General features: G+C 58.6%; 12 protein-coding genes and 1 other RNA gene. 12 read left to right on the top strand and 1 reads right to left on the bottom strand.

Going from position 1 to position 13,776, the window contains the following annotated elements:
- Positions 1-528: acyl-CoA dehydrogenase family protein (locus OKC30_RS15575; protein ID WP_270809680.1), on the bottom strand; the 528-nt coding region annotated here is incomplete at its 3' end.
- 257 nt (positions 529-785) lie between these two features.
- Here OKC30_RS15575 and OKC30_RS15570 point away from each other — a divergent pair.
- The 12 genes from OKC30_RS15570 to OKC30_RS15515 all read left to right on the top strand — a co-directional run bounded on the left by OKC30_RS15570 (position 786) and on the right by OKC30_RS15515 (position 12,568).
- Entirely contained in the window at positions 786-2,297 is a 1,512-nt protein-coding gene (locus OKC30_RS15570) for a CoA-acylating methylmalonate-semialdehyde dehydrogenase (RefSeq protein WP_270666453.1), read from the top strand.
- An 81-nt stretch (positions 2,298-2,378) separates the two neighbouring features.
- A complete protein-coding gene (locus OKC30_RS15565; protein ID WP_201957254.1) occupies positions 2,379-3,536 on the top strand; it encodes an acyl-CoA dehydrogenase family protein in 1,158 nt (385 codons plus the stop codon).
- Between the two features lie 118 nt (positions 3,537-3,654).
- Complete coding sequence (locus OKC30_RS15560; protein ID WP_010674596.1) at positions 3,655-4,446, top strand: enoyl-CoA hydratase; 792 nt, start codon at positions 3,655-3,657, stop codon at positions 4,444-4,446.
- Positions 4,447-4,524: 78 nt separating this feature from the next.
- Positions 4,525-5,625 (top strand): enoyl-CoA hydratase/isomerase family protein, encoded by a 1,101-nt coding sequence (locus OKC30_RS15555; protein WP_052816214.1) that lies wholly within the window; start codon positions 4,525-4,527, stop codon positions 5,623-5,625.
- A 27-nt stretch (positions 5,626-5,652) separates the two neighbouring features.
- Complete coding sequence (gene mmsB / locus OKC30_RS15550) at positions 5,653-6,513, top strand: 3-hydroxyisobutyrate dehydrogenase (protein WP_270666454.1); 861 nt, start codon at positions 5,653-5,655, stop codon at positions 6,511-6,513.
- A 131-nt stretch (positions 6,514-6,644) separates the two neighbouring features.
- On the top strand, positions 6,645-7,406 hold the full coding sequence (locus OKC30_RS15545; RefSeq protein ID WP_113725435.1) for an SDR family oxidoreductase: 762 nt from the start codon (positions 6,645-6,647) through the stop codon (positions 7,404-7,406).
- A 366-nt stretch (positions 7,407-7,772) separates the two neighbouring features.
- On the top strand, positions 7,773-9,209 hold the full coding sequence (arcD, locus tag OKC30_RS15540; protein WP_201957260.1) for an arginine-ornithine antiporter: 1,437 nt from the start codon (positions 7,773-7,775) through the stop codon (positions 9,207-9,209).
- A 91-nt stretch (positions 9,210-9,300) separates the two neighbouring features.
- Positions 9,301-10,089 carry a sulfite exporter TauE/SafE family protein gene (locus OKC30_RS15535; protein ID WP_045524789.1) on the top strand — a complete coding sequence of 263 codons (789 nt, stop codon included), beginning with the start codon at positions 9,301-9,303 and terminating at the stop codon, positions 10,087-10,089.
- Between the two features lie 102 nt (positions 10,090-10,191).
- An RNA gene (gene ffs, locus OKC30_RS15530) (signal recognition particle sRNA small type) lies at positions 10,192-10,288 on the top strand.
- 113 nt (positions 10,289-10,401) lie between these two features.
- Positions 10,402-11,637: a site-specific integrase gene (locus OKC30_RS15525; RefSeq protein WP_270809679.1), complete on the top strand. Its 1,236-nt coding sequence runs from the start codon at positions 10,402-10,404 to the stop codon at positions 11,635-11,637.
- Positions 11,638-11,974: 337 nt separating this feature from the next.
- Positions 11,975-12,289, top strand: a complete 315-nt coding sequence (locus tag OKC30_RS15520) for a hypothetical protein (RefSeq protein ID WP_223916626.1) — start codon at positions 11,975-11,977, stop codon at positions 12,287-12,289.
- 21 nt (positions 12,290-12,310) lie between these two features.
- Positions 12,311-12,568, top strand: coding sequence for a hypothetical protein (locus tag OKC30_RS15515; protein ID WP_270670236.1), 258 nt, complete (start codon positions 12,311-12,313; stop codon positions 12,566-12,568).
- Positions 12,569-13,776 lie beyond the last annotated feature (1,208 nt).

Genomic DNA, 13,776 nt, shown 5'->3' with positions numbered 1-13,776 from the left:
CGACAACAGGTCAACTGAGCGAAATCGGCGCCTGAGAGACTGCTGTCCTGCTTTGGAATTGTGCAACAAGGCCCCGTTCAGCACGAAGTGATCCCCCTCGCGCACTGCGGTGAGGCGCATGCTCACCACGTCGGAGCCGGCACCCGGCTCGCTCATGGCCAGCGCCCCCACGTGTTTGCCGCTGACCAGATCAGGCAGATATTTCGCCTTCTGATCAGGGGTGCCGTGGCGGTGGATCTGGTTGATGCAGAGGTTGGAGTGGGCGCCGTAGGAGAGGCCGACCGAGGCGCTGGCGCGGCTCACCTGCTCCATCACCAGCACATGGGCCAGATAGCCGAGGTTCACCCCGTCATACTCCTCCGCCACCGTGATGCCGTGCAGCCCCAGCTCACCCATGCGGGGCCAGAGATCCCGGGGGAAAGCGTTGCTCTGATCGATCTCGCTGGCGCGCGGTGCGATCACTTTCTGGCAGAAAGCCTCGACCTGTTCGGTCAGGGCCTGGAGGGTTTCATCCATCAGGGCATGCATCCGTGCTCTCCTTGGTGCAGTGGACTGCCGATTTCCCCTGCCATCAGGGTGATGACTGGTCAGTCCATTCGTGATTCAAGTTTACGTTAGCGTAAACGTAAATTGATTGTTGGTCTAAGGTAAATTCGATGGCAGCCCGCCGCAAGGGGCTACCCGGGCAGAGGAGCGCAAGGAGTGAACAGGATGTGCAACAGCAACATGGATGTGGCCGGCCCAGGGTGGCCTGCCATCGCCTGCCAACGGGCTAGGAGGGGGGCATGAGCCAGCATCACACCCAGTACGGGGATCTACCGCTCTACATCGGTGGCGAGGCGTGTCCGTCCGCAAGCGACGAGTGGATAGAGGTGACCGACCCGGCGGACCAGCATCTGCTGGCGCGGGTGCCGAAAGCTACCTCTGCGGAAATTGAGCTGGCGGTGCGCACCGCCCACGACGCCTACCTGCAGTGGCGGGAGGTGCCTCTCTCCGAGCGGGCTCGGGTGATGTTCAACTACCAGCATCTGTTGAAAGTGCATCACGACGAGCTGGCGACCCTGCTGGCCCAGGAAACCGGCAAGAACCTGGCGGATGCCAAGGGGGATGTGTGGCGCGGCATCGAGGTGGTGGAGCAGGCCTGTGCCATTGCCAGCCAGACCCTGGGGGAGACCATGGGCAACGTGGCGCGCCGGGTGGATGGCCACTCCTGGGTGCAGCCCCTCGGGGTCTGCGTCGGCATCACGCCGTTCAACTTTCCGGCCATGATCCCGCTCTGGATGTTCCCGCTGGCGGTGGCCTGCGGCAACGGCTTTGTGCTCAAGCCCTCCGAGCAGGATCCCCTCACCCCCATGCGCCTGGCCGAGCTGTTTACCGAAGCGGGGGCCCCCAGGGGCATTCTGTCGGTGGTGCATGGCGGCGCCGATCAGGTGGATGCGCTGCTCAGCCACCTGGACGTGAAGGCGGTGAGCTTCGTGGGCTCGGCCCGGGTCGGTGGTCACGTCTATCGCAGCGCCACGTCGCAGCTCAAGCGCGCCCAGTGTTTTGTCGGCGCCAAGAACCACATGGTGATCATGCCGGATGCCAACAAGGCGCAGGTGCTCGGCAACCTGGTGGGAGCCGGAGTCGGCGCCGCCGGTCAGCGCTGCATGGCCATCAGCGTGGCGGTGTTCGTGGGGAGCGCCAGGGAGTGGATCCCCGAGCTCGCCGCCGAGTTCGCCAAGGTGAAACCCGGCGTCTGGCACGACCCCGAGGCGGCTTATGGCCCCCTTATCAGCCCGGAGGCGAAAGTCAGGGTGGAGGGGCTTATCGAGGCGGGGATTGCCGAGGGAGCCGAGTGCTTGCTGGACGGCCGTTTTTGCGACGTCCCCGGCTACCCGGTGGGCAACTGGGTGGGGCCGACCCTGTTTCGCGGCGTGACCCCCGAGATGCGCATCTACAAGGAGGAGATCTTCGGGCCCGTGCTGGCCTGCCTCGAGGTGGAGAGCCTGGATGAGGCGCTTGCCCTCATCAACGCCAACCCCTATGGCAACGGCACCTCCCTCTTCACCGGCTGTGGCGCCGCCGCCCGCAAGTTTCGCCACGAGGTGGCGGTGGGCCAGGTGGGGATCAACGTGCCCATCCCGGTGCCGCTGCCGTTCTTCTCCTTTACCGGCTGGCGCGGCTCCTTCTACGGGGATCTGCACGCCTACGGCAAGCAGGCGGTGCGTTTTTACACCGAGACCAAGACGGTGACGGAGCGCTGGTTCGACGAAGACATTCCCAGCGGCCCCAATATGACCATTCAGCTGCGCTGACGGCAGGGGTTGCCCACTTTGCCCGGGTGCCCCCATTGACAGCAACGGATCGACGGAACAAGTACAAAGGAAGCGAACAAGATGGATTTTACCCTGACCGAATCCCAACGGGCCTGTGTCGAGTCGGCCGGCGCCTTCGCCGATCTGGCGCTCAAACCCCATGCCGCGCACTGGGACAGGGAGCACGAGTTCCCCATCCCCACCATCAAGCAGGCGGCGGCGCTGGGCCTGTGTGGCCTCTATACCCCGGAGCAGTATGACGGTCTGGGCCTGAGCCGGCTCGATGCCAGCCTCATCTTCGAGCGCCTCGCCATGGGCTGCACCTCCACCACCGCCTATCTCACCATCCACAACATGGTGAGCTGGATGCTGGGCAGCTGGCTGCCTGCCGAGGTGGCCGAGGAGTGGGTACCCAGGCTCGCCAGCGGCGAGCTGCTGGGCTCCTACTGCCTCACCGAGCCGGGGGCGGGCTCCGACGCTGCGGCCCTCAAGACCCGCGCCGTGCGCGATGGCGAAGATTACCTCCTCGACGGCAGCAAGGTGTTCATCTCGGGCGCCGGCTGCACCGACGTGCTGGTGGTGATGGCCCGCACCGGTGGCGAGGGGGCCAAGGGGATCTCCGCCTTCATGGTACCGGCCCAGACCCCCGGCGTGAGCTACGGCAAGGCGGAGGAGAAGATGGGCTGGAACAGCCAGCCGACCCGGGAGGTGAACTTCAGCGCCGTGCGCATTCCCGCTCGCTTCCGGCTGGGGGAGGAGGGGGAAGGGTTCAAGTTCGCCATGCGGGCGCTCGATGGGGGGCGAATCAACATCGCCAGCTGTTCGCTGGGCACTGCCCAGCAGGCTCTCAACGATGCCCTGGCTCATGTGCAGCAGCGCCAGCAATTCGGGCGTCCGATCAGCGAATTCCAGAGCGTGCAGTTTCGCCTGGCCGACATGGCCACCGAGCTCGCCGCCGCCCGCCTGCTGGTGCGCCAGGCGGCCGCCAAACTCGATGAGGGCAGCCCGGACAAGAGTGCCTGGTGCGCCATGGCCAAGCGTTTTGCCACCGACGTGGGGCACCGCATCTGCGACGACGCCCTGCAACTCTTTGGCGGCTATGGTTATATCCGCGAGTATCCGCTTGAGCGCTATCTGCGCGATACCCGGGTGCACCGCATTCTGGAAGGGACGAATGAAGTGATGCGGCTCATCATCGCCCGCCGCCTGCTGGCCGACCCCGGCCTGGCGCTGGAGTAGCGGGAGTAGCCTGCCCTGAGGACGCAGTCGGCACGTCCTCAGGCTTTGTGAGCCAGGTGCAGGTTGGCTCCATTCAACCCTGTCATCATGGGGCAGTTTTTTTGACAAGGACAACGCAATGACAAGGATCAGGCTCGAATATCACGGCCACGTGGCCTACATCACCCTCGATCACCCACCCGCCAACACCTGGACGCTCGCCAGCCTGAAAGCCTTCTTGCAGATGATGGTGGAGCTGGATGGTCGCCCCGACGTGGTGGCCCTGGTGATCCGCGGTGCCGGAGAGAAATTCTTCTGCGCCGGCGCCGATCTCAAGATGTTCGCCGACGGCAGCCTGGCGCATGCCCGCGAGGTGGCCGAGGCCTTTGGCCACGCCTTCGAGGCGCTGGCCCGCTTTCACGGGGTCAGCATCGCCGCCATCAACGGTTATGCCATGGGAGGGGGGCTCGAAGTCGCGCTGGCCTGCGACATCCGCATCGCCGAGCAGCAGGCCAAGCTGGGCCTGCCGGAGGCCTCGGTGGGCTTGCTGCCCTGCGCCGGCGGCACCCAGCGCCTCACCGAGCTGGTGGGGCCGGGCTGGGCCAAGCGGATGATCCTCTGCGGCGAGAAGGTGAGCGCCACCCTGGCCTACGAGATGGGGCTGGTGGAGGAGGTGGTGACCGAGGGGCACGCCTGGGAGGCGGCGCAGCAGATGGCCCAGCTGGTGGAGCGCCAGAGCCCGAGCGCCCTGCGCGCCTGCAAACAGCTCATCAATCAGGGGCGAAGCACTCACAGGGACGCGGCGCTGCCGCTCGAGCGCAGCCTCTTTCTCGCCCTGTTTGACGATGCCAACCAGCGCGAAGGGGTGGCGGCCTTCCTGGAGAAGCGGGCCCCGCGCTGGCGATACGACCAATCCAAACCGAAAGAGTGAAGGAGTGAAGGATGAATGAGGTAATGATGGCGGCCCGCCATGTCGCAGGGGCAGATACCCGGTCTGCGGGGGCTGCCCATGAGTGAGCCCGTGCGCATCGAGACCCACCCCACGGCGGATGGCCGCTACATCGGCATGCTGACTCTGGACAGCCCCGCCTCCCTCAACGCCCTGAGCCTTGAGATGATCCAGTTGTTGCAGGGGGCGTTGACCCGCTGGGAGCAGGATCCGGCCATCGTCTGCGTGCTGCTGCAGGGGGCCGGCGAGAAGGCATTCTGCGCCGGTGGCGACATCCGCTCCTTTTATTACCGCAAGCAGGAGGCGAGCCACTCTGAGTTGTTCGGCTATGCCCGCGACTTCTTCCTGCAGGAGTACCGGCTCGATCATCACATCCACTGCTACGGCAAGCCCCTTGTCTGCGTGGCGGACGGCATCTGCATGGGGGGCGGCATCGGCCTCTTTGCCGGGGCCGCTTTTCGGGTGGTGACGGAGAAGAGTCTGTTCGCCATGCCGGAGGTGACCATCGGCCTCTATCCGGACGTGGGGGCCAGCTGGTTTTTGAGCCGGATGCCGGGGCGGCTCGGACTCTGGCTCGGCCTCACCGGTGCCCGCTTCAACGGGGCGGACGCCATCGGCCTGGGGCTCGCGGGTCACGCCATGGGGAGCCGCGAGCGGGCCGAGCTGCCGGCGCGCCTCGCCGCCCTCGACTGGTCCGCAGGCGACCCCTGCGAGCGGATCGAGGTGCTGCTCACCGGTTTGCAGCGATCCCTTGGCCAGACGCTGCCGACCCCCGTGCTCTTGCCCCACCAGGCCCGCATCGATGCGCTGTTGACCGGCCGCTCCCTGCAAGGGGTGCTGGCACGCCTCGAGGGCGCCGAGCTGGACGAACCGGCGCTGGTTCAGGGGCGGGAGACCTGCCTTCGCGGCAGCCCCATTAGCCGCGCCATTCTCTGGCGCCAGTTCTGGCAGGCACGGCGCCAGTCCCTGGCCGAGGTCTTTGCCGACGAGCTGACCCTCTCGGTCAATTGCGTGCTCAGGGGGGACTTCGTGGAAGGGGTGCGGGCCCTGCTCATCGACAAGGACAAATCCCCCCGCTGGCAGGCCCCGCAAACGGGTGAGGCCTGGCTGGATGCCTTCTATCGCTGGCCCGAGGGGGACAACCCCTTGCGCCTCCGCTGACGCGGGATCACACACAAGGAGCACACCATGACAAGGATTGGGTTTATCGGGCTTGGCAACATGGGGGGGCCCATGGCCGCCAACCTGGCCAAGGCGGGGCACAGGGTGCAGGTGTTTGATCTGGTGCCCGAGAGCCTGAGCCGGGCCATCCAGACCGGCTGCCTCGCCGCCGGGAATGCCCGGGAAGCGGTGAGCGGCTGCGAGTTGGTCATCAGCATGCTGCCAGCGGGCGAGCACGTGCGCAGCCTCTGGCTGGGGGAGAGTGCCGGTGAGCGGGGTGGCCAGGATCTGCTGGCGGCCCTGTCGCCCGGCGCCCTGGTCATCGACTGCTCCACCATAGACGTGGCCTCGGCCCGTCAGGTGGGGGCGGCGGCGAAGGCGAGCGGCATCCGTTTTCTCGATGCCCCCGTCTCGGGGGGCGTGGCCGGTGCGGCGGCGGGCACGCTCACTTTCATCGTCGGCGGCGAACAAGCGGATTTTGAAGCGGCCAGACCCGTGCTCGCCTGCATGGGGCAGAACCTGTTTCACGCCGGGGCGCTTGGCGCTGGCCAGATCGCCAAGATGTGCAACAACATGCTGCTCGCCATCCACATGGCGGGCACCGCCGAGGCGCTGGCGCTCGGGGTCAAGGAGGGGCTGGATCCCGCCGTGCTCTCCACCATCATGGGCAAGAGTTCGGGCAACAACTGGAGCCTGGAGCGCTACAACCCCTGGCCCGGGGTGATGGAGAACGTGCCGGCGTCGCGTGGGTATACAGGGGGCTTTATGACCCGGCTGATGGTCAAGGATTTGGGGCTCGCCATGGCGTTGGCGGAACATGCCCACAGCGCCGTGCCCATGGGGGCCCTGGCCCGCAACCTCTTCAACCTGCACGCGAGCTTGGGCTAGGAGAACAAGGATTTTTCCAGCATCCTCGAGCTCTATCGGGACAAGACAGCGCCGGGTTAAGGGCCGCTATCTACCTATTTACCCGATAGTCTTTGACTCGACAGTCACCGGCCATCTCACCAGGAGCATTTATGGATATCACACGGAAAGTCATCGCCATCACGGGGGCGGGCAGGGGGCTGGGCCGCGCCATCGCTCTGAGTCTGGCGGAGCAGGGGGCCGTGCTTGCGCTCATCGACGTCAACCGCACCGATCTGGAGGTGACCGAGGCGGAGGTGCGCAGCCGTGACGGCCGCTGCGCCCTGTTCGTCTGCAACGTGGCAAGCGAGCCGGAGGTCGAGGCGACCTTCGCCGCCATCAAGGATCAGTTCGGTGCCCTGCACGGTCTCGTCAACTGTGCCGGCATCCTGCGCGACGGCATGCTGATCAAGGTGAAGGAGGGGGCACTGACGGAGAAGATGAGCCTGGCCCAGTGGCAGAGCGTCATCGACGTCAACCTCACCGGCACTTTCCTGTGCGGGCGCGAGGGGGCGGCGCTGATGGCCATCGGCGGGGAGGGGGGCGTCATCATCAACATCTCCTCCATCGCCCGGGCTGGCAACATGGGCCAGAGCAACTATGCCGCCAGCAAGGCGGGAGTGGCCTCTCTGGTGGTCACCTGGGGGAAGGAGCTGGCCCGTCACGGCATCCGGGTGATGGGCATCGCCCCCGGCGTCTTTGCAACCGACATGACGGCGGCGATGAAACCCGAAGCCATGGCCCGCATGCAGCAGGCCATCCCGGTGGGCACCCTGGGGCAGGCGGCGCAGCTGGCCCAGACGGTGCAGTTCATCCTTGCCAACGACTATCTGTCCGGGCGGATGATCGAGCTGGACGGCGGCTTGAGGCTCTAGTCCCCCCCTGCATATACCCTCTCTGACGCCCCTCCTGCAGGGGCGTTTTTACAGGAGACAGGCCCCAGAGCAAGGGTGCATAGCCATGCAGGTCCGCTTTTTGAAAAGCGGGGCGACATCATGAAAAGTCGTGAAATATCAACGGGTCTTTCTTAATTTGAACCAGCTCACAGGCACCCCGGGTCAGTGCTGTAAAATTGCGCGCGGTCAAGGCGGCTCATGATTGACGGCAAGAGGGATTGCGGCCGGAATAGTCATGCAATATAGTTGCCGCCTTTTTCACGGGGTACGGATTTCTAGCCCCTCCCATGTCGCGCGCTGTATGAATACGGATGCTCAGCCGCCGCCTAATAAAACAGGTTTGAGATGGACAAGAAACTGGGGCTGGGTGCCCTCATTTCGCTGGTGATCGGCTCCATGGTCGGTGCCGGGGTTTTCAGTCTGCCGCAAAACATCGCAGCGCACGCCAGTGCCGGGGCCGTCGCCCTGGGATGGGCCATCACGGGGATCGGCATGATCTGCCTCGCCCTGGTCTACCAGAATCTCTCCATGCGCCGCCCGGATCTCGATGGCGGCATCTTCAGCTACGCCAAGGCGGGGTTCGGGGATTTCGTCGGCTTCAACGCCGCCTGGGGTTACTGGCTGTGCCAGCTGCTGGCCAACGTCTCCTACGCCATCGTGGTGTTCAGTGCGCTGAGCTATTTCTTCGACACGCCGGACAATGTCATCTTCGGTGACGGCAACACCCCGGTCGCCATCACGCTCGCCTCCCTGCTCATCTGGTCGGTGCATGCCCTGGTGCTGCGCGGCATCCAGGTGGCGGCGCTGGTGAACATCGTCACCACCATCGCCAAGATGGTGCCCCTCATCGTCTTCTGTGTAGCCATCCTGCTCGCTTTCAACATGGAGACCTTCACCCTGGATCTCTGGGGGCAGGGGAGTCCCGAGCTCGGCTCCGTGATGGATCAGGTCAAGTCCACCATGAAGGTGACCCTCTGGGTCTTCATCGGCATCGAGGGGGCCGTGGTGGTCTCCGCCCGTGCCCGCCATCGCAAGGACGTGGGCCGCGCCACCGTGCTGGCGCTGCTCGGCGCCCTGGCGCTCTACGTCATGGTGACCCTGTTCTCCCTGGGGGTCATGAACCAGCCGCAACTGGCGGCCCTCAAGAACCCCTCCACCGCCATGATCCTGGAAGCTGTGGTCGGCCCCTGGGGCGCCTGGCTCATCAACATCGGCCTGGTGATCTCGGTGATGGGGGCCCTGCTGAGCTGGACCGTGCTGGCGGCGGAAGTGCCCTACATAGCTGGCAAGACCGGGGTCTTCCCGGCCTGGTTCGCCAAGGAGAACAAGAACGGTTCCCCCAAGGTGTCGCTCTGGTGCTCCACCTGCCTGGTGCAGACCTTCCTCATCATCATCTACTTCCAGAACAGCACCTACCTGGCGCTGGTGAACATCGCCACCTCGGCGGCCCTGGTGCCCTATGTCTTCTCCGGTGCTTACGGTCTCAAGCTGGCGTTGAAAGGGGAGACCTACGCGGACCAGCCCCATCAGCGCAAGCGCGACCTACTGCTGGCCCTGGTGGCCACCGTCTATGGCTGCTGGCTGGTCTATGCCGCCGGAGTGGAGTACCTCTTGCTGGTGGCGCTGCTCTACAGCCCGGGGATCTTCATCTACTGGAAGGCGCGCCAGCACCACGGCCTGCGCAGCCTCAACCGGCTGGAGCAGGGGATGACGGCAGCCCTGCTCGGTTGCGCCGTGCTGGCGTTCTACAAGGTGATGGACGGTACCATTCCCCTGCATTAATCGGCACAATAAAGAGATGGCAAGATGCCATCTCTTTTTTATGGATAATGGCGGTCAAGTTGACCGCTGTTTCGTTATTGAAGGAATGTTTATGCTGTTTGTGGGCTATCTGGTGTTGGGCGCCTTCGCGGGCATGCTGGCCGGGCTGTTCGGTATCGGCGGCGGACTCATCATCGTCCCCGTGCTGGTCCTGAGTTTTCACGCACAGGGCGTGGCGCCGGAGATCATCACCCATCTGGCCCTCGGCACCTCGCTGCCCACCATGATCTTCACCGGTTTCAGCTCCCTGCGTGCGCACCAGGAGGCCGGGGCGGTGGACTGGGGAATGATACGGCGCCTGGGCGCCGGCATGCTGGTCGGTGCCTGGCTCGGCGGCATGACCGCCAACCTGCTGAGCGCCAGCACCCTCAACATCATCATCGGCTGCTTCGCCTGGACCATGGCCCTGCAGATGGGGCTCAATCTGAGGCCAAAAGCGGAGCGACACATGCCGGGCCCCCTTGGTACCGGGATCGCCGGCACCGTCATCGGCTGGATGTCGGCCTTGTTCGGCATCGGTGGCGGCTCGCTGACCGTGCCTTACCTCACCTGGAATTCGGTGCCCATGCGCAACGCCGTGGCCGCCTCCGCCGCCTGCAGCATGCCCATCGCCCTGGCAGGCAGCCTCAGCTACCTCTATGCCGGTTGGGGAGACGTCGATCTGCCCGAGTGGAGCGTCGGATTCATCTATCTGCCGGCCCTGCTTGGCATCGTGCTCACCAGCACCCAGTTTGCCCGTCTGGGCGCCAGACTGGCACACAGAATGTCACCCCGGCGGCTCAAGCAGGCCTTTGCCCTGCTCATGTTGCTGGTGGGTGCCAAATTCATGCTCTTTAGCTGAACCCTTGGCCAGATTGTTGAAAAATAAGGCGAACGGCTCGCGATGCGGTAGAAAGCCATTGCATTGAGGGGCCAGTTTGCCTATTCTCCTCGCCGGTGGTCCTATTGGTCCTCTCGCATTGATAACCCGTCGACCTGGTCAGGACCGGAAGGTAGCAGCCAAGGCGGGGGACTCGAGTGCCGGGATGTGGCTGGTAGGGCCACCACTTGTTTCTGCGATTCCCGTTTAAGATCAGTAACTTAGCTTGTTGAAGGCAAGCTGTTTGTGTATCACTGTCACACAAACTGGCACACAATCCTCATAGGAGGTGCCATGTACTTACTGAATAGAAACGGAATTTACTACTACCAACGAGTGACCATGTGCAATGGTCGTCGTCAGACCTTCCGTAAATCCCTCAAAACAAGAGACAAGGCACAAGCCCAGCTCTTGGCACTTCAAATTCACTTCAATCATTCCAGCCCTGATGTGCAGCAAGCTGTATGCATCTCCGATGCTGCTTGCCGTGATGTCATGTCTAAACCCGTTGGGTTTGAAGCTGAAGCCTCAACGACACAACATCCCCCGCTAAACGGGCACGTTCACATCCCTACAAGCACCAGCAGCGAAGCTGTATGCCCCTCTGGGGTCGAATCCCCCGCTGTACCTTCCGAACACAACCAAATTCAACCAGACCAAGAAGACAAGCTTTCCGGTCACGTAGAGTCATACATTGCTGAAAAGCAATTGTCATGGGCTCCTAAAGAGACCAAGAACCAACAAAACTACATCAACACCTTTATTGAACACGTTGGTGATAAGGGTCTGTCTGAGTACACAAAGGCTGATGCTGTATCGTTCAAAACTTGGCTGTTGGGTTCTGGCAAGTCGCCGACCACAATCAATAAGTACATTCAAAAACTGAGTTTGTTGTTTAGTTGGCTATCAGATCACACTGAACAAACAACGGACATATTCAAGGGTCTGAAGCTCAAGCGGGTCAAAGAGGTCAATGTTCGAACTGGCTACACAGATCCAGAGTTGAAACTGTTCGATTCATGGGCCAAGGAGCAAGAGCCGTGGCGCATGTTCATCGCCATGATAGGGCGATACCATGGATTGCGTTCTAATGAAGCCTGCCAGCTCTACAGTGATGATATAGAGAGGGTTAATGGTGTCTGGTGCTTCAACATCAGAGCTACACGTGAAGATCAGAGCTTGAAGACAGAAGCAAGCCAACGGCTTGTCCCAATCCATAGCAAATTGTTGGCGGCTGGATTCCTGGACTTTGTAGCAAGCAGGAAAGGGGGTAGGTTGTTCAAGGAGCTACCATATCGGAACAACTGCTATAGCCATCTGTTTGGGCAGTGGTTCAGTCGCAATCGTCCAGTTAACAAAGATTTCCATAGCCTTCGCCACACAGTAGCAAGCAAGCTAAAAGCTGCGGGCATTCCCTTGCAGTATGCGGCGGCGATCTTGGGCCACACAAACAAAGCTATCAGTTATGATCGCTATGGTGGTGATGTTCCATTAGACAAACTCAAAGAAGCCTTGGAGATTGCCCTATGAACACAAAATTACTCTTATTGTTTATTGAGCCCATGAAGGGCTCGGCATCTTTGATGCTGTTGTTATCTCTCACATTCTGTTCTGTAGCCTTTGCCTCTGCATATTCACAATATCGGCTTATAAAACAGGAGGTTATCAACAATCAGACTGTTTGCACCTATGAGAATGCAAGGGGTGATATTGTCACTCGAACACACAAACCTAAAAAGCAGTGTGCAAAGTACGTCAACACAGATAGAGACTAACCTAACATTTTTATTATTAGCTGTTTATTCTATATTGACAATTTAAGGCACATTTGACACCGTGTGTTTTGGTTGCATAGAGGGTAAATGAAATGATTAAAAAGATAGTTATTTGTGTTTTAGGATTGGCGGCAGGGTCTGTTAGTGCTGATTCTGTTGAGTCTGCATTTAATCTCTGCTACGCCCTAGATAGTACAGGGGTTCTAAGCCAGGAATGTGAAGTTGATGGCGGATCGCAAACTGTAAAGGCAACACTTGATATGTCTAGTTCTGAAGCTAGGAAGTTGTGTTCTGGTACAGTCGAACTAGCCAAGCAAAACGGATATGATTTTAATGGGGAATGGACATTAAAAATATATTCGCCTTATAGTAATGGAAACTCCATTGCAATGTGTCGGTTAGACTAACATCGTATTGGAACATGCCGAATGGAAACAAATAAAGTTCTGGATATTAATTCAGAAACAGCCTCAAAATACATCCCAATATTTGAAGATGTTTTTTCTGATAAATTTTCATCAAGAAAAGACGAGCAAAGACGAATCTGGTATTTTGAATCTAGCACACTCTCATTTGCTCTTGGATCTACATTTACAATGGGAAAGAGTTTAGAATATATTAAAAGTGAGTTAATCCAAGGCTTGGAAAATGGTCTTTATAAAAAAGATGAAATAAATACGCTTTGATAACTATTGGCGATCTCAATGGTCGCCTATCTTCCAACACAAACAGTACAGTAGGTGACGCACCCGTGTGCGTTACCCAAAGCAACACAACAATGTTTAGTGCGAAATCGTACTATACACGCATTTAGTTTGGGACGGAATCGTCCCTTACTTTATAACCTCGGGACGAAATCGTACTAAACATTATATTGTTTGGGACGGAATCGTCCTTCTATGTAAGAACAAGAATTAAGTAAGAACAATAAATATGTAAGAACAAGAATTAAGTAAGAACAATAAATATGTAAGAACAAGAATTAAGTAAGAACACTATATAATAATAGGCTGTCGCCTTAACACACAAACACATTATTTCTTTATTTTATATTCTATTTGTTTATATATTATATTGTGTTATTGAGTCGATTAGACTCTATGTTATTCAATTAGCGACAGAGGTCGCCTATACTGTTGTGTTAATGAGGCTGTCGCCTCTATTGTTGTTGTGGTGCTATATAGTCGCACCTAATATACCTATATGCTTCGTGTCCAAACACAATGACACTTGCCTATATGATAATACTAAACTCATAACCCAACATGAAAACAATTGTTGTGTTATTCATTAAGTATTATAGTGACAAACAAATAAAATAGAATATGTGTTATATAATATCATTGGTGTTATAAACAATAGTTTAAACTATAAATTCTTGTTATAAATTATATGTATTGTGTTCAACATTGATATTATATTGTTGGTGTTCAAGCGTAGCTAATACGGCCTATATGGCCCTGTATTCAATTATATTGTGTTGGTGAATACACTGGCAGCCTGAAAGGCTCAGAAGCTCGTATAGAGCGTTATATTAAGTCTGCTATGTTGGTTTGTGTCGCATACATCTACATGGCGTTTCACACAAACAAACAAAAGTCAAATTTATTTTTAAAAAGTATTGAATAATTTGGGAAATAATGATAAACTATATATTATAAAGTGAAATATTAAGTTACTCCTATCACTTTATATCCAAACTTTAATTACTGGCCTCCTGTCACCTTATCGACAGGCTTGGCCTTTTTGCGTTTAAATTTTTTCACGAGGATATTTATGGCATATTGGACAGTTGATGAAGTCGTACAGGAATACATCCGACATTCCGCACCTGATTTAGGAATAAATTTGCCGATAGCGCTCACCCAATACCTCCAAAATGATCTGCTGGTCT

The organism is Aeromonas sp. QDB18, from assembly GCF_027705325.1.
Taxonomy (GTDB): domain Bacteria; phylum Pseudomonadota; class Gammaproteobacteria; order Enterobacterales; family Aeromonadaceae; genus Aeromonas; species Aeromonas caviae.
This window is presented reverse-complemented; position numbering and strand designations above follow the sequence as displayed.

What these genes read in the sequence shown, in the direction of transcription:
- OKC30_RS15570 (WP_270666453.1), top strand. Translation starts at nt 786, where the DNA reads ATGAGCCAGCATCACACCCAGTACGGGGATCTACCGCTCTACATCGGT.
- OKC30_RS15565 (WP_201957254.1), top strand. Translation starts at nt 2,379, where the DNA reads ATGGATTTTACCCTGACCGAATCCCAACGGGCCTGTGTCGAGTCGGCC.
- OKC30_RS15560 (WP_010674596.1), top strand. Translation starts at nt 3,655, where the DNA reads ATGACAAGGATCAGGCTCGAATATCACGGCCACGTGGCCTACATCACC.
- OKC30_RS15555 (WP_052816214.1), top strand. Translation starts at nt 4,525, where the DNA reads ATGAGTGAGCCCGTGCGCATCGAGACCCACCCCACGGCGGATGGCCGC.
- mmsB (WP_270666454.1), top strand. Translation starts at nt 5,653, where the DNA reads ATGACAAGGATTGGGTTTATCGGGCTTGGCAACATGGGGGGGCCCATG.
- OKC30_RS15545 (WP_113725435.1), top strand. Translation starts at nt 6,645, where the DNA reads ATGGATATCACACGGAAAGTCATCGCCATCACGGGGGCGGGCAGGGGG.
- arcD (WP_201957260.1), top strand. Translation starts at nt 7,773, where the DNA reads ATGGACAAGAAACTGGGGCTGGGTGCCCTCATTTCGCTGGTGATCGGC.
- OKC30_RS15535 (WP_045524789.1), top strand. Translation starts at nt 9,301, where the DNA reads ATGCTGTTTGTGGGCTATCTGGTGTTGGGCGCCTTCGCGGGCATGCTG.
- OKC30_RS15525 (WP_270809679.1), top strand. Translation starts at nt 10,402, where the DNA reads ATGTACTTACTGAATAGAAACGGAATTTACTACTACCAACGAGTGACC.
- OKC30_RS15520 (WP_223916626.1), top strand. Translation starts at nt 11,975, where the DNA reads ATGATTAAAAAGATAGTTATTTGTGTTTTAGGATTGGCGGCAGGGTCT.
- OKC30_RS15515 (WP_270670236.1), top strand. Translation starts at nt 12,311, where the DNA reads ATGGAAACAAATAAAGTTCTGGATATTAATTCAGAAACAGCCTCAAAA.